The following is a 21947-nucleotide window of genomic DNA, read 5'->3' on the forward strand; positions in this document are numbered from 1 at the left end:
CAGGTCCCGCTCTGTCTTCGGAACCGGACCGCAGAGGCAGCAGAGTCGTGTAGGATCGAGCTCATTGTTCAAATTTGACCAGGCCATGCCGCTGATCGCCGACACAATCCCCGGGAGACTGCTTGATGCCGTCGAGGCCCTGCAGCAACAGGCCCGCAATGCGAATCAGCGGGCCCTGGTCATCGCTGCCGGCCCCCCGGCCTGGAGCCGGCCACTGGCCAATCACCTCTGGTTGCAAACGCCCGCCGGGCAGCGCCTGTGGCTCGGCGAAACTTCCGGCCAGGCGGAGCAGCTGGCCCCGCGGCGCGCCGGACTGCTGCTCGGTCAGGAACGTCAGCTGGTCATCCTGGACACCCATGAAGGCTTCTCCGCCGATGCTTTCGGTGCCATCAGCGGGACACTGACAGGCGGGGGGGTGATGCTGATGCGGGTGCCGCCTCTGGCCGACTGGTCCACTCAGACGGCGGCCAATCCCTTTGCCTCTGACGATTCCCGTTTTATTCGCCACCTGATCCGTCATATCCAGCGTGATCCTGCTCCGCTGTTGATCGAGGCGCCGGATCGACTGCGCCCCGGCAAGCATGCCTACCCCGCCAGCGGGCCCCGTCCTGCGCTCTCACCCTGCCGCACTCGCGATCAGCAGGACGCGGTGGCAGCTTTGCTCAACCTGGCCAACCAGTCGTCCCCCGACCCGCTGGTCATTACCGCCGATCGGGGCCGGGGCAAATCGGCAGCGCTGGGTATCGCCGCCGCCCGGTTGTTGCAACAACGCCAGGGTTACCGCATCGGGGTCTGCGCGCCACGACCGGCGGCCTGCGAGGCCCTGTTTGAGCGCGTCCGTGCCCTGCTGCCAGAAGCCCGGTCAGCACGCAATCGCCTCGAGTATGCCGATGGAAAACTGCAATTTCTGGCGGCTGACGCGCTGCTGGCGCATCAGCCCCCGCTGGATATGCTGTTGATTGATGAGGCCGCGGCTTTGCCGGTGGCCGTGCTGGAAAAGCTGCTACGCGCCTATCCCCGCACGGCCTTTGCCAGTACCGTACATGGTTATGAGGGCACCGGGCGCGGTTTCAGTCTGCGCTTTGCCCGGGTGCTCGATCAGCTCGCCCCCGGCTGGCAGGCGCAGCAACTGACTCAACCGATTCGCTGGGAGGCCGGCGATCCGCTGGAGCAATTTGTCTTCGACGCTTTGTTGATGAACGCCGAGCCCGCCGATCCGGACCCGGATATCACCCCGGCCGATTGCCGGTTTGTCGAACTGGATCGCGCTGTGCTGATCGACTCACCCCGTTATCTGCGCCAGCTGTTCGGCCTGCTGGTGCTGGCCCATTACCGCACCCGACCCGAGGATCTTTACCGCCTGCTGGATGCCCCCGAGCTGCGTCTGTTTGCCCTGGAGCAGAACGGGCAGCCACTGGCGGTGGCCGTACTGGCTCACGAAGGCGGCTTCGATGCTGTCACCGCCGGGGCCATCTATCAGGGCCGGCGCCGACCGCGCGGTCACTTGCTGGCCCAGAGTCTGGCGTTTCATGCCGGCGTACCTGATGCGGCCCGCTATCAGTACGGGCGCATCCTGCGCATCGGCGTGCACCCGTTGTTGCAGCGCCGGGGGCTGGGCAGCGCACTGCTCGATAAACTGCTGCACACGCTCGTGCATGAAGCCAGCCTCGATGCCATTGGCGCCAGCTTCAGTGCCGGCGCGGAATTACTGGCGTTCTGGCAGCGAGCCGGATTGCAGCCGGTACGTATCGGTCTGACCCGCGAACACACCAGCGGCCTGCCGTCGTTACTGGTTTTAAAACCGCTGACCCACGCCGGCCAGGCCGTCTTCACGCGCGCCCGTCAGCGGCTGGAACAACACTGGCCCGCACTGCATGACAGCGTGTTGCGGGATCTCGATCCGGCCCTGGTGACGCAACTGGATCTGCCTGTCTTTTCACCGTCAGAGCGGGAGTTGAATAACGCAGACCGCGAAGACATCGATTCCTTCGTTCACGGCCAGCGGGGTTACGAAGTTTGCGCCTGGCCGATTGAAAAACTGATTGCCCGCGTACAGGAGAACCCTGATTTGTTTGGCCGGCTGAATAGCGCTGACCAACAACTGCTGATACACAAGGTGGTCAACAAATGTGACTGGCCGACACTCTGTCGCACGTTTAAGCTGGAGGGGCAAAAGGCCGCCCGCCGGCAATTACGCCAGGCCGTCCGCCGGGTCTGGCAACAATGGCAACAGGAGCATTCATGAATCAGGAAGAAGAGATCATGCAGATGATCAATCTGCTGGCCGGCGCTGCCCAGGCCGGGGCGCAGGGAGTGCTGGCCCAGGCCGCCTTCAACCTGATGCGTGCCTCCGAGGCGGTGGTCAAGGCGCGCAAACTTCAGATGGATGAAACGTTCCAGCAGGCGGTCATGGATCAATTACTGTCTGCCCGCCAGACCCTTTTCCAGGCCCTGGAACTGCCCGATGCTATGAACGAGGCTCGCCAGGACATCATCAACACTGGCCGGGTTACCTACAACCCCGAGAAATAGGCCAGTCACGAGTGCGCATGCACTCGCACTGATATACACGTTTTAGCGCGCGCTGATTTAGGCTAAGCTGCAGGCGCGTTTTCTTGGCGAACCAGGATCATGAGCCGCATACTCTGTACGGGCATTGCCACGCTGGACATCATCAATCAGGTCGATCACTATCCGGCCGAGGACGAAGAGTTACGCGCCACGGCGCAGTTCGTCCGCTGCGGCGGCAATGCCGCCAATACTGCCTGTGTCATCAGCCAGTTCGACCACCAGGTCGAGTTGCTGGCGACCCTGGGGAAAGATGCGGCCGGGCAAATGATTTGCCAGGAGCTACAACATTCCGAGGTGAATACCCGACACCTCGTTACTCTTTCGCAGGGGCGCACTCCCACTTCCTGTATCACTCTCAATCAGCACAATGGCTCACGCACGATTGTCCATTACCGGGAGCTGCCCGAGTTGCGGCCCGGGGATTTTCCGCTTGATGAAGTGGAACGTTATGACTGGTTTCATTTTGAAGGGCGCAACATCGAGAATCTGGGGGACATACTCGAGCAGCTCGACGGACAGCGGATTGATCAACCGGTGTCGATCGAAATCGAAAAACCTCGCCCCGGCATCGAACAGTTATACCCTTATGCGGATCTGCTGCTGTTTTCGCGCGCATTTGCCAGAGCCTGTGACTATACTTGCGCGGACGCGCTGTTCGACGATCTGCGCCGGCACAATACAAGCGCGGTCCTGATTTGCGCCTGGGGTGATGAAGGCGCCTTCGCCTGCGACGCGCAGGGTCAGCGTTATCATGCATCGGCTTTGCCCCTGACGCCGGTGGTTGACACCCTGGGTGCCGGCGACACATTCAATGCCGGAGTGATTCTGGCATTGCTCGAAGGTCGGCCGCTCGACAGTGCATTAACTGCAGCCTGTGAACTGGCCGGGCGCAAGGTGGGTCAAATCGGTTTGGCCAACCTCAACTCGTCACAGGAGATTAAAAGCCCATGAAGTTCAGTCTGCTAGCGGTGGGACAACAGTTTGACTATGAGGGTGAGAGGTATATCAAGTCCACGCCGCTCATCGCCCATCAGGTGGATACCGGCGAGCAACGTTTGATACCGCGCTCGGCCAATGTTGTCAGCACTGACACACCTGCCGTGGCGCCAACACCGGCCAATACCCGGATTGAAGCGGACCAGCTGCAGGCCGCCTTTGCCGAACTGGAACACGCTCTTCACCAGCAGCTCGGGGAGGAGGCGCGTTTTGTCCTGGCCTTCGAACAGGCCCGGCAACGGTTTTTCGAACGCCTGGGACTGACGGCAGCCGTGTCGCCACGGCCAAAGGATCATTCTTCCTCGTAGTAATAATCATCCAGCAAGCGGCGCAGGCGCATCATTTCCATGTGCTCTTCGAGTTTTTTTCGCGCGCTATGACTGTAACGCGCGCGGGAGCTCTCATTATCAAAAATTTCGCTGGCACTCAGTTCGTCGTCCAGCAACGCGTCGTCTTTATCCAGCATACCTTCACCCTGTACAACATACATAGCGGTTAACCTCCAGCAGGACACCGGACCTGAATGCCGGCTTCGTCCCGATTTATCTGCGCTATTTAGTGCCCGCCAGGAGCTTCGTAAAGCAAAATAAATTAATTGACACCATCAAAATTTTGAATTGATATTGGCGCTATGACACCCCGCCCGGGGTCAGCGCGGGATTCCCGACCGGTACCGAATCGATGGATATTCACGACTTCGCCACCTTCCTGGAGGTTAGCCGCACGCGCCATTTCGGCCAGGCCGCCAGAAACCTGTGCATCACCCAGTCCACAGTCAGCGCCCGGATTCGCCAGCTGGAACAACAGCTGGGCACACCGCTGTTTATTCGCGAACGCAACAACATTCAGCTGACTCCGGCCGGGGAAAAAATGCTCGGCTATGCCGAAATGATCACCACGGCCTGGAATCGGGCCCGACAGGAGGTCGGTATCACCCAGGCCGGGAAACTGCCGTTGAGTATCGGCGGCATTGTCAGTTTGTGGGATATCCTGTTACAACAGTGGATACAGCAACTGCACCAACAACACAACGAACTCGCCCTGCAGGGCGAGACCCACGGCAACGAAGTGCTGATCCGCCGTATTCTGAATAACACCCTGGATATTGCCGTAGTTTTCGATGCGCCACAAAACGATACGCTCGTTGTGCATGAGATTGCCGTCATCAAACTCATGATGGTTGCTTCACGGCCGGGCAGCGCAGCCGACAACCTGTTAGAGAATTACATTCTGGTCGACTGGGGTACCTCGTTTTTGACCCGTCACGCCCGGGAATTGCCCGAACAACCCACGCCGACTCTGCGCATCGGTCAGGGCCGCATTGCCCTGGATTTCATATTGAACTGTGGGGGCAGCGCTTATCTGGCCGAGCAGATGGTGCAACCTTATCTGGACACAGGACGTCTGCATCGTATCGAAGACGCTCCGGTGATCGAGCGCAGTGCCTACGCGCTTTACAACACCCAGAACGAAAAGTCGGAACTGATTGAACAACTTCTTGAGGAGTGGTGAGCATTGCTCGCAACTGACTGGAATCTCTGAACGCGCGAAAGTCACCGAAAACCCCGCACTCCTGTCAGTAACTGTTTTATTTGTCGGTGTTTTCGCTGACTTCAGTGCTTTCGCTGGTAACCTCTGTCCTTTCCTGCTACTGCCGCGTGAAACAACCGTTTACCGTTATCAGCTACTTATTCAGTAATGACGCAGCCACGATCTGCGCGCCATCCGGCGCCTGACGCGACTGTTATCAGATGGCAATCCTTTGTTAGACTTGTGACTGAATCAGGGTGCGTCCATACAGCTATCCCTAATTTAATTAGCTACAATTTAATTTCAGGACAAGGTTATGAGCGAGCAAGATATCGACATCGAGAATCTGCGCATGAATACCGACGAGCTTTATCGTGAAGAGGTCTTCACCGATCAGCAGGTTGGCACGCTGCGGCGCCTGACGCCGGTAACCTCCGACGGCAGCGACGACGCTTCCCGGTCCGTACGCTATCTCGGCCAGTCACAGATGATGACGCCAATGGGCGCCCTGCCGCTGAATTTTGAAATCGAGGCCGAATCCCTGCAACAGGCTCTCGCCGGCTATGCTGAAGCCGCCAGGCAGGCGGTGGAACGCACGCTGGAAGAGCTCAAGGAGTTGCGTCGCGAAGCGGCCTCGCAAATCGTTGTCCCCGAGACCGGCGGCGGACCGGCGGGCCCCGCTGGCGGCATGGGTGGCCCCGGCGCAATGCCCGGCGGCGGTTTCAAGCTGCCCTGAATCTGAATCGTTTCAAAGCCGGATCGTTCCCGGGTCTATTCCAGTCCGGCCAGATAAGCGACCACTACCTCGATATTCTCATCACTCAGGCGACCGGCAATGGATTCCATGATCGGACTGCGCCGCACATCTTCGCCATCCTGCTGTTCGCCTCGCTCATTGGCGCGAAAGCGTTCCAGCGTCAGGTGTAAATATTCCGGCCGCTGGCCCGCCAGCCGGGCATACTCGGCACTGCCATGGCCCTGTTCTCCATGACAACTCATACAACGTTGCGTGTAAATCCGCTGTCCCCGTGCGGCCAGGCTTTTATTCTGCGGCCGCGGCTGTACTGTCTGATCGGCGTAATAAATCGCCAGATTCACCTTGTCATCCAGGGTAAAATTTTTCGCCAGCGAGTTCATGACAAAGTTTTTTCGCTCACCCCGGGCGAACTTGCCGATCTGATCCAGCAGATAGACCGGGTTCTGACCCGCCAGGTTCGGTACATCCGGTTTAACGCTGTTACCGTCATTGCCGTGGCAATAACTGCATAACAGCGCCCGATTGCGCCCGGCCTGCATCGCCTGTTGCCTGGCTCCCGGATCGTCCAGTTGCTGCTCGATGATCAACATCAGTCCCTTGACCTCATCCTCCACCGCGATCGACGGCGATGCCAGCATCCCCAGTACAATCAACAGGCCAAGTCCCTTCGTCAGTTTCCGATACACCATTTTCCCTCGTTAAAATACTTGGTGACAACAACACGACATTACTGCGCCACGATACGTCCTGTATCGATGCGTCGCCAGGATTGCTTCAGGGAAAATCAAGCGGGATTGATCCAGATCAACTCCGGCAAGGTTCTGCGATATAGCAGGAATAATTTAACCGTCTGCTGCGCCAGTCGGTCCTTTAATACGGGCAGGCGGGAAGGATGTCCCGCCAGAAGTGGAACAGTTCAACCCTGGTCGTGACGATCGCAGGGCGCCCGATATTTATCCGGAACGTTCTCCGGACAGGCACCGCACAACTCGTTACCGGGGACGGCAAAGTCGATCTTGCGTGGATAGGGCAGTTCCATGTTATCCATCATCTCAACAAACTCTTCCAGACTCTTGTTGCTGCCCAAACGGGGATTGCGGATTTTTTCCTGGGCAATGGTGGTGACAAAACGCCCCTCGTAATCATGGCAGGGATAAACCAGCGTCTCATCCGGCAGGGTAAAGAATTTATCATGAATACTGCGATACAGTGTTGCCGCGTCGCCGGACTGAAAATCAGTGCGCCCGCAGGCCTCGATCAACAGGGCATCGCCACTGAACAGCATTTTTTGAGTACCGTTATCGATCAGATAGGCATGATGGTGATCGGTATGTCCCGGCGTATACAGGGGATGAATTTCGATATTGCCCAGACGAAACAGCTCGCCTTCGCGAACACCGATATCGGTACACGGTAACTGGTCGATCGCCGGGCCGACAATCTGGCTTCCGGTCAGTTCCTTGAGACGCTTGGCACCCGTCAGGTGATCAGCATGCACATGCGTGTCGAGCGTAAAATCCAGCTCCAGCCCCAGCTCGTTTAACATTTTCAGATCCCGTTCCACCGTATCCAGTACCGGATCGATGAGCGCGGTTTTACCGCTATCTGGACAATGCAACAGGTAAGTGTAGGTGGAGGAATCCGGTTCAATGACCTGGCGAAATAACATAACGGCTCCTTTAAAAACAGGCAGGTTTATTAACCCTGCTCAAATCATGCACAGATATTTACCTCATCCGCCTTTTCAGGGTGAGGGCATATCACCCCGTTTTTCTTCGGCGGCAATCCGTTGGACCACCCGTTCATTCAGTTGTTTCAATATCCGGGGTCGGCCCGGCGTGACATGCTCCCCCGCCAACCATTCCAGTTCGTACGGTTCGCGTAACGCACCATGCAGGGCAACCACACTGGCCGGGGGATAGGCATTATCGCCACGGGAACTGATGACCACCACCGGCCGGGGAGCGATTTTCCCCAACCAGCGCTCCGGCTTCAAATCTTCGCTGGCCGTCAGCACACCAAGTATCCCGGCCACGAGCACACGGGCCGGTTCAAAGGTGATCTGCTTGCGCAAGCGATATTCATACACCGCGCGCGGGTCAGCCGCTCCCTGCACCAGCCAGACTCGACGAAAGCGCTCTTCCAGTGCCCCTGCCGTTCCCGCAAAGAAGGCCCCGAGACTGACGCCCACCAGCTCCATCCGCTCGGAATCGACGTAAGACTGCCGGGCCAGGTAATCAAGGGCCAGTAACAGCGCCGGGGTGGTATCCAGTATGGCCCGCTGAATCTCGTCGAAATGCCACAAAACTTCCCAGCCAGCCAGATCCTCCGGTCCCTGATAGGGATAGGAGATGGCCGCGACGACCATGTCGCCAGTGTCCTGAACCAGCTCCGCGGCCTGGCGGCCGGTACCGGCCCCGCCCAGCAATAACATCAGGGGTCGTTCGCCATTATCCGTCCGCGGTCGACGCACCGTCATCTCAACCTGTAATTCGCTGCTCGAGGTCAGCGTCAGGTGCTTATAGCGTGACTCGTCCGTCTGCCACTGACGGGTGATCTGCACCTGTTCGACCTCACCGCGACGATCGATAAACCGCTCACTGGGATCCCCGCGTACGGGCCAGCCAAGCCATACCAACGGTGACACCACGATAATAATCAGCAGCGCGACGAACAGCCATTTTCCCCGGCCACGGCGATCTCGGTGCCATAAACCACGTTGGGCAAAACTCATACACTGTAACCGTGTTGTTCTGTTAAAGGGCACCCTCGGCGCCGGCCTGCATGATATCCATCAGCGCATCACGCACACGAGTAGCCTCGGCTTTGAGTTCTTCTGTCAGGGTTGCGCCGTTGAGCATCATGTCGAGATTCATCATCACCAGCCAGCCCTGGCCTTTTTCATCTTCAACCAGCGCAATCCGGCATGGCAAATAGGCGGCAAAATTGATATTTGCTTCCACCATGCGCTGCGCGGTCAGTGCATCACAAAACTGGAAAATCTCCATCCGCCGGGCTTTTTTACCCATGGCTTCGACCTGTCTGGACAGTGGCAATTCAGCGACCAGATTCATGTTATGCCTGTTGGCACGCAGTTTCATCGAATCGACTGCATCACTCATCGTGACCCCTTCCTGCAGGGGCATTTTTACTACGGTCTGTTCCAGCTTGATATCGGGCAGCGAGGCTGCCTGCACAGCACCTGAAGCCATCAGGCCGACAGTTAATAATAAGAGAATCATGTTTTTCATTTGCTGGCTCCTTTGTCCGTATAGCAATACAGCTTTTAATAACATTACCTTATGCTAAACCTCTCGTCATCTTCACCCGTTGTTCCTTCTCAAAAAAACCTTTTCAACTCCGGGTTTATGGTCTAGATTGTAAACATGTTATGCCTGTGATTTCTTGCCCTGTCTTAATTGACTGAATCTTATAAGGAGGTAACACATGCCCCACTTGCCCTTGCCTGCGACTCTATTGTTAGGCGTCGCCGCACTTTTCGTTTCAACCACGGCACCCGGCGCCGAGATCAGCCAGGGTGCCATGTTGAGCAATTCCTGTGCCGCCTGTCACGGCACTGATGGCAATAGCCCAGGCTCCATGCCCAGTCTGCACGGAAAATCGGCGGATTTCATCGAACGAGCATTAAAAGATTTCCACTCCGGTAAGCGCGACTCGACAGTGATGGGTCGCCATGCCAGCGGCTACAGCGACGAAGAAATCGCGCAGATTGCCGAATATTTTGCCGGTCTGAAATAAATTCCAGGGAGTTGCCATTATGAATCGTGTTAATCGTAGACAGTTTATCCAGTTGCTCGGCGGGGCCGGTGTGCTGGCATCCTCATTCGGCCTGACCGCCTGCTCCAAACAACCCACGGCCTCCGGCCGGGTCGTCATTATTGGCGGGGGGTTTGGCGGCGCGACCTGTGCCAAATATCTGCAACGTTTCGACCCTGACCTGGATATCACCCTGGTCGAACCCAAGCAAAAATTTGTCACCTGCCCCTTCAGTAACCTTGTACTGAGCGGAATGCGTGATTTGAACAGTATCAGCCATGATTATAATGCTCATGAACAACGCGGTATCAAGGTCGTTCATGCCATGGCCCGTGAAATTGATCCCGCCGGAAATAAAGTTGTTCTGGATGACGGAAAACAACTTGAATACGATCGACTGGTAGTATCCCCCGGTATTGATTTTCGCTGGGAAGATGTCGAGGGTATGAGTGCAGCGGAGAGCGATAGCATCCCGCACGCCTGGAACGGTGGTCCGCAAACAACCGCTTTACGCAAACAGCTGACCGCCATGTCCGATGGTGACACGGTCATTATCGCACCGCCGGCCAATCCGTTTCGTTGTCCTCCCGGACCGTATGAACGTGCCAGCCTGATCGCCAACTATCTGAAACAGAACAAGCCCAAATCCAAGGTACTGATCCTGGATGCAAAAACCAAGTTTTCCAAGCAGCCGTTATTCATGCAGGGCTGGGAAGAACTTTACGGCGATATGATCGAGTGGGTCAGTGGAGATGCCGGAGGTCGTATCATACGCGTCGATGCTGCCGGAAAGACACTTTATAACGAGCTGGGTGAAGGACATTCCGGCAGCGTGATTAACTTTATCCCGCCGCAGAAAGCCGGCAAAATTGCGCACGATGCCGGGCTGGTCGATAAAACCGGCTGGTGCCCGGTAGATCAGCGTACCTTCGAGTCCACTCTACACGCGAATGTACATGTAATCGGTGATGCTTCCATCGCCGGCAGCATGCCTAAATCCGGGTTTGCCGCCAATAGCCAGGGCAAGGTCTGTGCTGCGGCTATTGTATCGGCTCTGCATGGTAACCGCATGCCCGAGCCATCGTATGTGAATACCTGCTACAGTCTGGTCGGACCGGACTATGGTATCTCTGTAGCGGCGGTCTACCGCTATTCTGACGAAAAGGGTATTCATGGTGTAAAAGGTGCCGGCGGCGTCAGCCCCAAAGATGTGGGCCCGGACTTCCGCCAACAGGAAGCTCGTTACACGCGTGGCTGGTACGACAGTATCGCCATGGATACCTGGGGTTAGAAACAGGGGCTGGGTTCCAGAGGCCAGATTCCGGTCTCCTGGAACCTGGCGCCCTGACTACTCTCCGGCTTAATGCCGCTGCCAAAGTAACTTTGAAATCGCTCAGAGCTCAGAACTTTTGTACTCTGCCAACTGCCATCTGCAAACTACGCTCCCCTCGATAACACCAGCACCTGATACGGCTCCATAATCAGCTCCTGGGTGGCCGTGATGGTATGCCCGCCGAACAGGTCGACCATGGTTTTACGCAACCCCAGCAATCGCAAACGCCTGGCCTCCAGACGTTGTTCATGTTCACTGAAATTGGCCAGCACAAACAGACTGTATTGACCATTATTGCGAAAGAAACTCAAGACATGCGCATTACCGCTATCGGTAAATTCGGTTTCGGCATGACTGAAAGCCGGATTTTGCTGGCGCAGCTGGATCAGGCGCAAAATCCCCTGATAGATCCTTGCTGTTACCGAATTGCTCTGCCTGCGTTTTTCGGCCAGTCCCCAGTCGAAGTGGGATCGATGTAGCCAGCGAGTATCCCCCAACTTGGCACTGTCCTGACCGTAGTCGTAATTGTTCAGCGTTCCGAGCTCATCTCCGATATATAATAAAGGTATGCCTCCCAGCATGATAATCACACCATGCAGTAACAGGATTCGCTGAATCGCCAGCTCGATTTCCGCCTGATTCTGTTCCGCCAGCGCTTTTTCCAATCCGCACAACGATGCACAGGTACCGGATATACGCGCATCACCGGTCTGTTTGTTTTCCTGAAACGGCGCGCCACTGGCAAAGCTGCCGGGATAACGACCTGTATAAAAATTGGTTAAAAACCGCCGGTGCTCGGCCGGTTCGAACCCGGAAGCGATAATATCCTCATCAGAAAACGCCCAGCCGATATCATCGTGGCTACGAACATAGTTGACCCAGGCACACCCTGCCGGAATATTGAAATCATCCTGCATCGCCCGCAGCAATGCTCGTATGTCACGGGTAGCAAGAGCCTCCCACAACAATGCCATCAGCTGCGGATGATAGGACAGTGGGCATTCTTCCTCGTCTATATACTTTTTTACCTCGTCAGGATGAACGATGGCCTCGGACTTGAATACCATCGCCGGTGCCGCGATACTGACAATAGCATTGAAGGCCTGTATCACCCAGTGAGCTTCCGGGAGATTCTGACAATCGGTTCCCAACCGTTTCCATAAAAAAGCGACCGCATCAAGACGTAATATCTCGACCCCCTGATTGGCAAGAAACAGCATCTCCTCCAGCATCCGGGTAAACAATACCGGGTTCTCGTAATTGAGATCCCACTGGTAATTGTTAAATGTCGTCCAGACCCACTTTTTAATCCGGTTGCGATAGGTAAATGCGCCAGGATGATCTTCGGGAAAGATTTCGCCCATGCTGCGCTCATAGGCATCCGGCAGGGCGCGATCGGGATATATACGATAATAGGCCTGATATTCGGGATCGCCGGCCAAAGCCGCCTGTGCCCACTCATGCTCGTCCGAGGTATGGTTAAAAATGAAATCCAGCACCAACGATATCCCATGGTGGCGTAATTCAGTAGCCAATGCCTGAAGATCGTCCATACTGCCCAGGGAAGGATGAACCTCACGATAACTGCTGATGGCATAACCACCGTCATTATCCCCTTCGGGCATTTGGAATAACGGCATCAGATGCAGATAGGTGATTCCCAGTTCGGTCAGATAAGGAATCCGGTCTCGCAACCGCTGCAGATCACCGGCGAACAGGTCCACATAGCACATGGCACCGACCATGCGATTGGAAAGATACCACTCACGATTTATCTCACGCATGGCATCCAGTGCCCGAAGCTCGTCCGGACGTGCCAGCCACATATGTGTGGTTGACTTCAGGATTTTTTCCAGATGATAAAAGAAATCGTAATTATGGCCGTACAGGCGGTAAAGTCTCTCGAACAGACGCGGGAAATGACGTTTCAGTCGTTCAAGATAACCTTCCCATTCGGCGCTATCCACCTGCTCGCGAAATGCGGCCTCCAGACGCGGCAGCAGACGCTCGAGCGTGGTACGACTCTCCTTTTTCAACCATAGCGGGTCTATATCGTCGGTCATCATGACAGGCTTCTTTGCTTAAGCGACTCGGGCAGGATCAACTATATGCCACTGCGGGCCATATTTAAACATTCAGGGGATTTTGCCGATAGAATTGCGCAAGTTGTTGATACACTGCCGGATATGTTTGATGGACAAGCCGGGGCTGCTCGAAAAAGACCTCGCTCAAAACAGCAAAAAACTCTGCCGGTGCAGTGGCCGCATAATGATCGATAACGATTGATTTGCCATGCGCTATGCGATGTTGCAGGTCCGCATAGGCGGCACTGAAAGCTTTGCTCCATTGTGGTGCTGACATTCCCCTGTGCAGAGGCGGCATGCCATTGGCCACGCCGTTCTGCATATCCAGCTTGTGAGCAAACTCATGTATCACCAGGTTATGCCCGTCAATAATACCCCCATCCAACGATTCCTCAGCTGATAACACCACCGGTCCTCGTTCCCAGGACTCGCCGCTCAGAGGTTTTCTCACTTCGTGGACGACACCGTATTCATCCATCTCGGTATGTATCGGTGTAAACCCTGCGGGATATATAATCACAGAGACCCAACCGTCGTACCAGTCCAGCCCCAGATTCAGAATCGGCAAACAGGCTTGCAGGGCGATAACCAGCTTTAGTTCAGTGGTAATATTCAGACCACCTGCACTCTCAAGTGATTTGTGATGCAAAAACAGCGTTGCCATTCTCTTCAGCCTGTGCAGATCCTCCTGACTCAGCCTTTCGAAAAAAGCCAGGCGCGACAACGCCTGTTGCCAGTCCGCGTCGGTATATGGCGAACGACTAAGGATGCGTTTTTCACGCCACTTATGAAGAAAATCCAGCACTGTTCTTCAGGACAGGATGCCACGGGTTTCGAGTATTTGTTGCGTCAATTCCGAAGGTGAGAATATATAATCATCCTGATATTCCTGGTTGAACTCTTCTGCATTGTTCAACTCGATGACCCCGCCAGTCGTTTTGAAAGCGACAATATTATAGTCGAGCTCGTGCAATATGCGGATTATCGCATCAATACGTTTTTTACGTTCCTCGAACTCACCAATATCACTATGCAGGTTCAATACTTCACAGAAAACAAACGGTCGATAATCCTTGAGAACTCCCTTGATGCCGTCGACCACCTCATATTCGGCCCCTTCGACATCAATTTTTATCATGGAAATTTCTGACAGCGGCAGGCGACGAATAAATTCCTCTCCCTGTACGGTTACCATTTCAAACGAATAACCGAGCTTTTCATTTTTACGCATGAATTTATGCATGGAAGCGCGTTTTTCGCCCAGCTTCCTCGCATAGAGCGTGCGCATGGAGTTTTCATTTGAAATGGCCACAGGATAAAAACGGCTGTTTTCAAAACCATTCAAACGGATAAGTTCCTGCACGTAGAAATTGCATACCGGGTTGGGTTCAAAACCAAAATATTCCCGTTGCTGATCGATAACTCTCAGTTTGACCAGGAAGACACCCACGTTACCGCCAATATCCAGCACCGCGCCCGGCTTCAGCCCCGTCAACAATTCCATGCAGTGGGACATCCACATTTCCCCTTCGGTCAGATAGCCTCGCCCCATGCCGTATATTAACGGCACATGCAGTTTCATCCCCAGATAATTGACCGACGTTTTACGACGACAGAGCCTGGAGAGTGCGACATTAACCTCGCGCCTGAATTTCTTTACAATTCCCATTGACCGCTGTTTTGTTATTTAATCCGACGGCTAAAATACCATACTTGTCTGCCATATCCCTAACCCGACAGAGTTCTAACGAACGCCATTCGCGACTGATGGTGGGTACAAACGATTACCCTGTCAGCTGCCTGAGGGGTCGTCTGCGACAATCCGGTTTCCTGTCCCGTCGGCTATGCTGTCACCTCTGCAGTGAACAGCTGCAGAACCCTGATAATCGGGCCCGGCTTCACAGCCAGATGCCGGGGCATCTCAAACTCACCGGATTGCGCGGCCCTTGCCTTGCAGGCAGTTTTGACACCCCGGGTCGCCGCAAAATAATGTCCGTTATCATTAAAAAAGCCAGTGCATCGCTGCACTGGCTTTTTGTCTGCCGGGAATGTCTGTCCCGTTTAGTCGGCATCATAGCCGAGGCTCTGGCCCAGCCAGCGTTCGACTTCGGCCACGGACATGCCTTTGCGTTTGGCATAATCCTCGACCTGATCGCGGTTGATCTTGCCGACCCCGAAGTAGCTGGATTCGGGGTGACTGAAGTACCAGCCACTGACTGAGGCCGCCGGCCACATGGCCATGGAGTCTGTCAGCTTGACGCCAGTATGGGTCTCGGCATCCAGTAATTCCCACAGCTTCAGCTTCTCGGTATGTTCCGGGCAGGCCGGATAGCCAGGTGCCGGACGGATTCCCTGGTACTCTTCGCGCACCAGTTTGTTGCTGTCGAAGTTTTCGCTCTTCAGACCATAATCCGGTGTCCAGCCATTGGGCTCGTAACCCCAGTTAATATGCCGCATGCGATCGTGCATGTGTTCGGCAAAAGCCTCGGCCAGCCGATCGGCCAGCGCCTTGAGCATAATCGAACGATAATCGTCGTTCTCCTTCTCGAAGCGCTCAACATGCTCGTCAATGCCGAGTCCTGTGGTTACGACAAAACCACCGATATAATCCGGCTTGCCAATGTCTTTGGGCGCAATGAAATCGGCCAGACAACGGTTGGGTTTGCCCGGCGGACGCTGGGTCTGCTGACGCAGGTGATTCAGGGTCAATCTCACTTTATTGCGTGAATCATCCTCGTAGAGCTCGATGTCGTCATCGTTGATGCTGTTCGCGGGCCACAGGCCAACGATGGCTTTGGCTTTGAGCCAGCGCTCCTCGATAATCTGATCCAGCATCTGCCGGGCATCCTCGAACAGCTTCTTCGCCTCGGCGCCCTTCTCCGGATCGTCCAGGATCTTGGGATAGGACCCCTTCATCTCCCAGGTATGGAAGAACGGTGTCCAGTCAATGTACGGGCGCAGGAACTCCAGAGGCATATCATCAAACACCTGGATACCCGGCTGCTCGGGAATAGGCGGCGTGTAGTCGGACCAGTCGATCTTGGTCTTGTTGACACGCGCCTGCTCCAGCGTGATCCAGTTGGTCTTGGCGCGGCGACCCGCGTGATTCTCGCGGACCTTGTCATACTCGGCACGCAAATCCGTGACGAATTTTTCCCGATGCAGTTCGCTGATCAGATTCTGCGCCACACCCACGGCCCGTGAGGCGTCTTTTACCCACACAGTCGGTGCATGATAATGCTGCTCGATCTTCACCGCGGTATGCGCCTTGGAGGTGGTGGCGCCGCCAATCATCAGCGGGACATCGAAACCATTACGTTCCATCTCCTTGGCCATATGCACCATCTCATCCAGCGACGGGGTAATCAGGCCGGACAGACCAACAATATCGACGTTTTCTTCTTTGGCTTTTTTAAGAATGTCGTTGGCCGGCACCATAACACCCATATCGACGACTTCGAAGTTGTTACACTGCAACACTACGCCGACGATATTCTTGCCAATGTCATGCACGTCGCCTTTCACCGTAGCCATCAGCACCTTGGCATCGGCCTTGGCACCTTCTTCCTTCTCGGCTTCGATGTAGGGGAACAGGTAGGCCACAGCCTTTTTCATAACACGGGCCGATTTGACCACCTGCGGCAGGAACATCTTGCCGTCGCCGAACAGATCGCCGACCACATTCATGCCGTCCATCAACGGGCCTTCGATCACTTCCAGCGGCTTGTCGAACGCCTGACGCGCCTCTTCGGTATCTTCATCCACATAGGCGTCGATACCCTTGACCAGGGCGTGTTCCAGTCGCTTGGCCACCGGCCAGCTGCGCCATTCCAGATCTTCTTCCTTCTTGGCGCTGCTGCCGTCGCCCTTGTACTTGTCGGCCAGGTCCAGCAGGCGTTCGGTGGAATCGTCACGGCGATTGAGCACTACATCTTCCACCGCCTCGCGCAACTCTTCAGGCAGATCATCGTAAACCGCCAGCTGACCGGCGTTAACGATACCCATGTCCATGCCCGCCTTGATGGCGTGATACAGGAACACCGCATGGATCGCCTCACGCACCGGGTTGTTACCGCGGAATGAGAATGACACATTGGAGACACCGCCGCTGATCAGCGCATAGGGCAGTTTCTGTTTTATCTCGCGGGTCGCCTCAATGAAGTCAACGCCGTAGTTGTTGTGCTCCTCAATACCGGTAGCGATGGCAAAGATATTGGGATCGAAGATGATATCTTCAGGCGGGAAACCAATCTGCTCGGTGAGGATCTTGTAGGCCCGCTCGCAGATCTCGACCTTGCGTTCCCTGGTGTCGGCCTGACCGGTTTCATCGAAGGCCATGACCACCACGGCGGCACCGTAACGGCGACACAGTTCGGCCTGGCGAATAAACTCTTCCTCACCTTCCTTCATGGAGATGGAATTCACCACCCCCTTGCCCTGAACACACTTGAGGCCAGCCTCAATGATATGCCACTTGGAAGAGTCAATCATGACCGGCACGCGAGAGATGTCCGGCTCGCTGGCGATCAGGTTGAGAAAGGTGACCATGGCATTCTCGCCATCGAGCATGCCTTCATCCATGTTGACGTCGATGATCTGGGCGCCGTTTTCTACTTGCTCGCGCGCCACATCCAGTGCCGTGTCGTACTGCTCTTCAAGGATCAGACGCTTGAACTTGGCCGAGCCGGTGACGTTGGTACGCTCACCGACGTTGACGAATAGCGAATCCTTGTCGATATTACACGGCTCGAGGCCACTCAGGCGGGTCGTGTGATCGTCTTCGGGTAACTTGCGTGGCTCATAGGGCGTTACGGCTTCGGCAATCGCCTGGATGTGCCCCGGTGTGGTGCCGCAGCAACCACCGATGATATTCAGAAAACCGCTCCTGGCCCATTCTTCTATCTGTGATGCCATCTCTTCAGGTGACTCATCGTACTCCCCGAATTCATTCGGCAAACCGGCGTTGGGATGCGCATTAACGTGACAGGTCGCGATGCCGCTCAGCTCTTCAATATGCTGGCGCAATTCACCGGCACCCAGGGCACAGTTGAAGCCGAAACTGATCGGCTTGATGTGGCGCAGCGAGTTATAAAACGCTTCGACTGTCTGACCGGAAAGCGTACGCCCGGAAGCGTCGGTAATGGTCCCGGAGATCATTACCGGCAGGCGCTTGTCTTCCTTCTCGGCAAAATAGCTCTCGATAGCAAACAACGCCGCTTTGGCATTGAGGGTATCGAAAATCGTTTCCACCAGGATCAGATCCACGCCACCGTCAACCAGACCACCCAGGGCTTCGGTATAGGATTCGACCAGCTGATCAAAATTAATATTACGGAAACCGGGATTGTTCACATCCGGGGAAATACTTGCGGTGCGATTGGTTGGTCCCAGTACACCAGCGACAAAACGCGGTTTATCCGCTGTTGCCACGGCTTCGCAGGCTTCGCGCGCCACTTCGGCGGAGACCTTGTTCATCTCGTAGGACAACGCTTCCATGTGATAGTCGGCCATGGAAATGGAGTTGGCATTAAAGGTGTTGGTCTCGACAATGTCGGCACCGGCCTCGAGATAAGCGATGTGAATATCGCGAATGATCTTGGGCTGGGTCAGTGACAACAGGTCGTTGTTGCCTTTGAGATCCGATTGCCAGTCGGCGAACCGATCGCCGCGATAATCTTTTTCTTCGAGTTTATAGGTCTGGATCAGGCTGCCCATGGCGCCGTCCAGGACAAGGATACGTTGCTTTAAAGCTTCTTCAAATTGACTCATAACTTATTTCTTTTAGCCGTTATTAATTGACTGATATGCGTGAAAAAAACGGGGAGTACGCGGATAAAGAGCAGATGATTATACCAGAAACAGCGTCATCCGCCTATTTCCCACGATAATGGTATGGGTGCTGACAGAGCCAGAGCGCGAAAACCGCTTGATTATGCGCATTGCAGCGCCGGTCAGGCGGTAGCCGAAAACGAAAAATTAAACTCTGTCTGCTCAGGCTGTCAGTCTGATCAGGATGAGCAGTTCTCGATACAACAACAACAACGAGACCAGTATCAGTAACATGCCGAACATCCGTGCGGATTTGCCTTTCAATATCCGCACAGTGAACGGTGATCGTGTACCGGCTGGTGGAACACGCAGCGAGGCAATGATTCGCCAGCCATACCAGAGAAAGAACAGAATCGGTAGCAAACGCCAGATACTGTAGACATAGCCGGTCAGGATCTTCTTCTCGTCAGCCAGTTCCATCACCTGATAAGGGTTGGCCGATCCGGGGTCGGGCACCAGCAAAAAATCGATCAGCGGCTCCAGCAAAACCGCTATCAGAAAATAAGCGGCAATCACCAGGGCCAGGTTCAGCCGCAATGATTTGTCGCCGGATTCAAATTCGGGCTCGGGGCGTTGCTCCTGCATCCTGACAACATAACATATTGCCCCGCTTTGGCCGTAGCGAAAACCCGACAAAACGGGTCATATAATGGTGATGGCGGCAAACACCGGTTACACTGGCGGGGTTATGTCCAGAAGCGTACCGATTGTCGAAGATAGCCGTAACCACCCTGCGCCACTGCTCAAGGTACCCAAGGCCATCCTGCGACCGGTGGGTCGGGCAATTGCCGACTTTGGCATGATCCGCGAGGGGGATCGGGTTTTACTCGGACTCTCCGGCGGCAAGGATTCCCTGTCGCTATTACATATTCTGCGCCATTTGCAGCGCCACGCGCCCATCCGGTTCGAGCTGGGAGCCCTGACCGTGGACCCGCAGATCGAAGGCTTTCATCCCGAAACGCTCAAGGAGTACCTGGCCCAACTGGGCATTCCGTACTTCTTTGAAAGCCAGCCAATCGCCGAGAATGCCAAAAGCCAGATGAAAAACGATTCCTTCTGTGCCTACTGCTCGCGCATCAAACGCGGCATGATGTACTCCACCTGCCGGCGCGAGGGTTACAACGTACTGGCCCTGGCCCAGCACCTGGACGATCTGGCAGAAAGCTTTCTGATGTCGGCCTTTCGCGGGGGCCAGCTACGCACGATGAAGGCCAGCTACACCAATCGCGAAGGCGATGTGCGCATCATTCGTCCACTGGTTTATGTCCGCGAACGACAGACTGGCGACTTTGCCAATCAGCGGATTCTGCCGGTCATTCCCGACTCCTGTCCGGCCTGTTTCGCCATGCCCACCGAACGGGATCATATGAAGGAACTTCTGGCGCAGGAAGAAGCCCACAATAAGCAGCTTTTCAAGAGCCTTTTGACGGCCATGCGGCCACTTTACTCAAAAATTACCGCAGAATAGAAATAATTTCCCACATAGGAAATATTTATACTTTTAATCCCCGGATTTTCCCTGATTTTAATAATTATGGGAAATATATAACTTAATGCCTGACTAAACCAGCATCGAGTGGGAAATAATGATCTCGCCGAGAAAACGAAAAGGTCACAGATTGTGAATTAATTCACACTTCCTGTATCAGGGCGCTATGATTACCCATAATGTCTCGAGGCAGACCCGGGAAGGCGGGGAGATTCAGCCCGAAATGTTGTCCAGATTGTGTAGCAAGATAAACCTGTCGGGAGGTGTCAGATGAAACACGTCAAACGTGAAGCCCCAGCGATAGTCCAGTGCGGTGAGCTCTGGTGTATTGAAACAGCGGCCGGGATAGAAGGCCCGGTGGACAGCCAACAGGATGCGGCTGTTTACCTGAACCTGCTCAACCGGGTGAACGCCGCCCGCAATGAACAGGCTGGCCTGGATTGCGAGACCCCGTAAGCAACACCTCAATCACCCCCCACGGCCTTATCCGGCTCGCCTGCCTGAACAGGCCGAGCCGCCACAGGGAAAAGCCTGTATGCTGCCCGGCGTACGGGACTTTTATTTTTCACTTCTGATAAATGACCCATGCGTGAATTTTTGCTGTTGTTCCTGGCCCGTTTACCGCTGGCAATGCTGCACAGTGCCGGCTGGGTGAGTGGCCAGTTATTGTGGCTGATGCGAACCAAACCGGCGCGGATTGCGCTACGCAATCTGGAGGTTTGCCTGCCACAGCTGAGTGACACAAAACGCCGGCAACTGGCGCGCCACAGCCTGATTGCCACAGCTTACACCCTGCTCGAATCCTTTCGCCTGTGGCACGGCCGCGCCGATCGGGCCATCAAGCTGGTACGCCGCGTCGAAGGAGAACCCGCCTTGCGCACGGCACTGGCCCGGCAACAGGGCGTGATACTGCTGGTACCGCACCTGGGTAACTGGGAGATGGTTGGCCTGTACTGTTCCCGTCACTATCCCATGACCAGTCTCTATCGAACCCAGCGCTCGCCGTGGTTCGACGACTTTATTCTGCGCGGTCGCCAGCGCTTCGGCGCCGAACTGGTTACTACTACCTCACGCGGGGTACGCGCCGCGGTGCGGGCGCTCAAACAGCAACGGATTCTGGGCATCCTGCCCGATCAGAACCCCGGTGCCGGCGCCGGGGTGAGCGTACCGTTTTTCGGCATCCGCACCAACACGCCGGTGTTGCCCGTCCGCCTGGCCCATCAGCACCAGACGCCGGTGTTGTGTGCCTGGGCCGAACGTCTGCCTCGCGCGCGTGGCTTTGTCCTGCATTTCGAACCGCTGGATAATGCCATCGCCGGCCCCGATCCCGAACAGGCCGCCGCACTGATGAACCGCGAACTGGAACGCATCATCCGCCACAAACCCGAACAATACTGGTGGAGCCACCCGCGCTTCCGCCACCGCCCCGAAGGCGAAGAACCGATCTACTAAATTTCAGGAGAATAAACCCAACGCAAAGGCGCAGAGATGCAAAGAACGCAGAGGAAAAATTGTTTATCTTAACTTGTACGGCTTTTCGTAAACCTGGTGGCAAACGTCAAAAATCGATTAGCGATCAGT

The 21947-nt window shown here is 55.4% G+C and carries 21 protein-coding genes; 11 read left to right on the forward strand and 10 right to left on the reverse strand.

All coding sequences use genetic code 11. From position 1 onward, the window contains the following. Positions 1–64: 64 nt before the first annotated feature. The 4 genes from R6U90_RS06125 to R6U90_RS06140 all read left to right on the forward strand — a co-directional run bounded on the left by R6U90_RS06125 (position 65) and on the right by R6U90_RS06140 (position 3875). On the forward strand, positions 65–2245 hold the full coding sequence (locus R6U90_RS06125; protein ID WP_410351786.1) for a tRNA(Met) cytidine acetyltransferase TmcA: 2181 nt from the start codon (positions 65–67) through the stop codon (positions 2243–2245). Further along, the gene (locus tag R6U90_RS06130; RefSeq protein ID WP_410351787.1) at positions 2242–2532 is read left to right on the forward strand and encodes a hypothetical protein; all 291 of its coding nucleotides are present in this window, start codon (positions 2242–2244) and stop codon (positions 2530–2532) included. The genes R6U90_RS06125 and R6U90_RS06130 overlap by 4 nt, the downstream gene beginning before the upstream one ends. Before the next feature lie 99 nt (positions 2533–2631). Next, on the forward strand, positions 2632–3522 hold the full coding sequence (locus R6U90_RS06135) for a PfkB family carbohydrate kinase (protein ID WP_410351788.1): 891 nt from the start codon (positions 2632–2634) through the stop codon (positions 3520–3522). Then, a complete protein-coding gene (locus R6U90_RS06140) occupies positions 3519–3875 on the forward strand; it encodes a hypothetical protein (protein WP_410351789.1) in 357 nt (118 codons plus the stop codon). The genes R6U90_RS06135 and R6U90_RS06140 overlap by 4 nt, the downstream gene beginning before the upstream one ends. Here the strand turns inward: R6U90_RS06140 and R6U90_RS06145 are convergent. Continuing rightward, on the reverse strand, positions 3860–4057 hold the full coding sequence (locus R6U90_RS06145) for a PA3496 family putative envelope integrity protein (RefSeq protein WP_410351790.1): 198 nt from the start codon (positions 4055–4057) through the stop codon (positions 3860–3862). The genes R6U90_RS06140 and R6U90_RS06145 overlap by 16 nt on opposite strands. A gap of 191 nt (positions 4058–4248) precedes the next feature. On the opposite strand from R6U90_RS06145, the gene R6U90_RS06150 reads away from it, so the two are divergent. Then, positions 4249–5079, forward strand: a complete 831-nt coding sequence (locus R6U90_RS06150; protein ID WP_410351791.1) for a LysR family transcriptional regulator — start codon at positions 4249–4251, stop codon at positions 5077–5079. Positions 5080–5413: 334 nt separating this feature from the next. Next, complete coding sequence (locus tag R6U90_RS06155; protein WP_410351792.1) at positions 5414–5833, forward strand: hypothetical protein; 420 nt, start codon at positions 5414–5416, stop codon at positions 5831–5833. Between the two features lie 35 nt (positions 5834–5868). Here R6U90_RS06155 and R6U90_RS06160 read toward each other — a convergent pair whose 3' ends face one another. The 4 genes from R6U90_RS06160 to R6U90_RS06175 all read right to left on the reverse strand — a co-directional run bounded on the left by R6U90_RS06160 (position 5869) and on the right by R6U90_RS06175 (position 9105). After that, positions 5869–6543: a c-type cytochrome gene (locus R6U90_RS06160; RefSeq protein WP_410351793.1), complete on the reverse strand. Its 675-nt coding sequence runs from the start codon at positions 6541–6543 to the stop codon at positions 5869–5871. Positions 6544–6770: 227 nt separating this feature from the next. Further along, complete coding sequence (locus R6U90_RS06165; protein ID WP_410351794.1) at positions 6771–7523, reverse strand: MBL fold metallo-hydrolase; 753 nt, start codon at positions 7521–7523, stop codon at positions 6771–6773. A 75-nt stretch (positions 7524–7598) separates the two neighbouring features. Then, positions 7599–8588: an alpha/beta hydrolase family protein gene (locus tag R6U90_RS06170; RefSeq protein ID WP_410351795.1), complete on the reverse strand. Its 990-nt coding sequence runs from the start codon at positions 8586–8588 to the stop codon at positions 7599–7601. A gap of 22 nt (positions 8589–8610) precedes the next feature. Next, positions 8611–9105 carry a DUF302 domain-containing protein gene (locus R6U90_RS06175; RefSeq protein WP_410351796.1) on the reverse strand — a complete coding sequence of 165 codons (495 nt, stop codon included), beginning with the start codon at positions 9103–9105 and terminating at the stop codon, positions 8611–8613. Positions 9106–9301: 196 nt separating this feature from the next. On the opposite strand from R6U90_RS06175, the gene R6U90_RS06180 reads away from it, so the two are divergent. Together R6U90_RS06180 and R6U90_RS06185 are read left to right on the forward strand one after the other, a co-directional pair. After that, positions 9302–9613: a c-type cytochrome gene (locus R6U90_RS06180; protein WP_410351797.1), complete on the forward strand. Its 312-nt coding sequence runs from the start codon at positions 9302–9304 to the stop codon at positions 9611–9613. Positions 9614–9632: 19 nt separating this feature from the next. After that, entirely contained in the window at positions 9633–10922 is a 1290-nt protein-coding gene (locus R6U90_RS06185; RefSeq protein WP_410351798.1) for an FCSD flavin-binding domain-containing protein, read from the forward strand. 146 nt (positions 10923–11068) lie between these two features. Here R6U90_RS06185 and R6U90_RS06190 read toward each other — a convergent pair whose 3' ends face one another. From R6U90_RS06190 to R6U90_RS06210, 5 genes are all read right to left on the reverse strand, one after another. Beyond that, the gene (locus R6U90_RS06190; protein WP_410351799.1) at positions 11069–13030 is read right to left on the reverse strand and encodes an alpha-amylase family protein; all 1962 of its coding nucleotides are present in this window, start codon (positions 13028–13030) and stop codon (positions 11069–11071) included. A 61-nt stretch (positions 13031–13091) separates the two neighbouring features. Beyond that, the gene (locus tag R6U90_RS06195; RefSeq protein WP_410351800.1) at positions 13092–13853 is read right to left on the reverse strand and encodes a zinc-dependent peptidase; all 762 of its coding nucleotides are present in this window, start codon (positions 13851–13853) and stop codon (positions 13092–13094) included. A 6-nt stretch (positions 13854–13859) separates the two neighbouring features. Then, positions 13860–14717, reverse strand: a complete 858-nt coding sequence (locus R6U90_RS06200) for an FkbM family methyltransferase (protein ID WP_410351801.1) — start codon at positions 14715–14717, stop codon at positions 13860–13862. A 392-nt stretch (positions 14718–15109) separates the two neighbouring features. After that, positions 15110–18817: a methionine synthase gene (metH, locus tag R6U90_RS06205; protein WP_410351802.1), complete on the reverse strand. Its 3708-nt coding sequence runs from the start codon at positions 18815–18817 to the stop codon at positions 15110–15112. Between the two features lie 222 nt (positions 18818–19039). Beyond that, entirely contained in the window at positions 19040–19462 is a 423-nt protein-coding gene (locus R6U90_RS06210; RefSeq protein WP_410351803.1) for a hypothetical protein, read from the reverse strand. A 103-nt stretch (positions 19463–19565) separates the two neighbouring features. Between R6U90_RS06210 and R6U90_RS06215 the strand changes: the two genes are divergently transcribed. The 3 genes from R6U90_RS06215 to R6U90_RS06225 all read left to right on the forward strand — a co-directional run bounded on the left by R6U90_RS06215 (position 19566) and on the right by R6U90_RS06225 (position 21818). Beyond that, complete coding sequence (locus tag R6U90_RS06215; RefSeq protein WP_410351804.1) at positions 19566–20345, forward strand: tRNA 2-thiocytidine biosynthesis TtcA family protein; 780 nt, start codon at positions 19566–19568, stop codon at positions 20343–20345. Positions 20346–20636: 291 nt separating this feature from the next. Beyond that, complete coding sequence (locus tag R6U90_RS06220) at positions 20637–20822, forward strand: hypothetical protein (RefSeq protein WP_410351805.1); 186 nt, start codon at positions 20637–20639, stop codon at positions 20820–20822. A gap of 129 nt (positions 20823–20951) precedes the next feature. Beyond that, positions 20952–21818 (forward strand): lysophospholipid acyltransferase family protein, encoded by an 867-nt coding sequence (locus R6U90_RS06225; protein WP_410351806.1) that lies wholly within the window; start codon positions 20952–20954, stop codon positions 21816–21818. The last annotated feature ends 129 nt before the right edge of the window (positions 21819–21947 follow it).

Origin of the sequence: Thiohalophilus sp. (assembly GCF_046483665.1) — a bacterium.
Classification (GTDB): domain Bacteria; phylum Pseudomonadota; class Gammaproteobacteria; order UBA6429; family Thiohalophilaceae; genus Thiohalophilus.

Excerpts from the sequence above, each read along its gene's own strand:
- R6U90_RS06130 (WP_410351787.1), top strand. The coding sequence starts at position 2,242 with ATGAATCAGGAAGAAGAGATCATGCAGATGATCAATCTGCTGGCCGGC.
- R6U90_RS06135 (WP_410351788.1), top strand. The coding sequence starts at position 2,632 with ATGAGCCGCATACTCTGTACGGGCATTGCCACGCTGGACATCATCAAT.
- R6U90_RS06140 (WP_410351789.1), top strand. The coding sequence starts at position 3,519 with ATGAAGTTCAGTCTGCTAGCGGTGGGACAACAGTTTGACTATGAGGGT.
- R6U90_RS06145 (WP_410351790.1), bottom strand. The coding sequence starts at position 4,057 with ATGTATGTTGTACAGGGTGAAGGTATGCTGGATAAAGACGACGCGTTG.
- R6U90_RS06150 (WP_410351791.1), top strand. The coding sequence starts at position 4,249 with ATGGATATTCACGACTTCGCCACCTTCCTGGAGGTTAGCCGCACGCGC.
- R6U90_RS06155 (WP_410351792.1), top strand. The coding sequence starts at position 5,414 with ATGAGCGAGCAAGATATCGACATCGAGAATCTGCGCATGAATACCGAC.
- R6U90_RS06160 (WP_410351793.1), bottom strand. The coding sequence starts at position 6,543 with ATGGTGTATCGGAAACTGACGAAGGGACTTGGCCTGTTGATTGTACTG.
- R6U90_RS06165 (WP_410351794.1), bottom strand. The coding sequence starts at position 7,523 with ATGTTATTTCGCCAGGTCATTGAACCGGATTCCTCCACCTACACTTAC.
- R6U90_RS06170 (WP_410351795.1), bottom strand. The coding sequence starts at position 8,588 with ATGAGTTTTGCCCAACGTGGTTTATGGCACCGAGATCGCCGTGGCCGG.
- R6U90_RS06175 (WP_410351796.1), bottom strand. The coding sequence starts at position 9,105 with ATGAAAAACATGATTCTCTTATTATTAACTGTCGGCCTGATGGCTTCA.
- R6U90_RS06180 (WP_410351797.1), top strand. The coding sequence starts at position 9,302 with ATGCCCCACTTGCCCTTGCCTGCGACTCTATTGTTAGGCGTCGCCGCA.
- R6U90_RS06185 (WP_410351798.1), top strand. The coding sequence starts at position 9,633 with ATGAATCGTGTTAATCGTAGACAGTTTATCCAGTTGCTCGGCGGGGCC.
- R6U90_RS06190 (WP_410351799.1), bottom strand. The coding sequence starts at position 13,030 with ATGATGACCGACGATATAGACCCGCTATGGTTGAAAAAGGAGAGTCGT.
- R6U90_RS06200 (WP_410351801.1), bottom strand. The coding sequence starts at position 14,717 with ATGGGAATTGTAAAGAAATTCAGGCGCGAGGTTAATGTCGCACTCTCC.
- metH (WP_410351802.1), bottom strand. The coding sequence starts at position 18,817 with ATGAGTCAATTTGAAGAAGCTTTAAAGCAACGTATCCTTGTCCTGGAC.
- R6U90_RS06210 (WP_410351803.1), bottom strand. The coding sequence starts at position 19,462 with ATGCAGGAGCAACGCCCCGAGCCCGAATTTGAATCCGGCGACAAATCA.
- R6U90_RS06215 (WP_410351804.1), top strand. The coding sequence starts at position 19,566 with ATGTCCAGAAGCGTACCGATTGTCGAAGATAGCCGTAACCACCCTGCG.
- R6U90_RS06220 (WP_410351805.1), top strand. The coding sequence starts at position 20,637 with ATGAAACACGTCAAACGTGAAGCCCCAGCGATAGTCCAGTGCGGTGAG.
- R6U90_RS06225 (WP_410351806.1), top strand. The coding sequence starts at position 20,952 with ATGCGTGAATTTTTGCTGTTGTTCCTGGCCCGTTTACCGCTGGCAATG.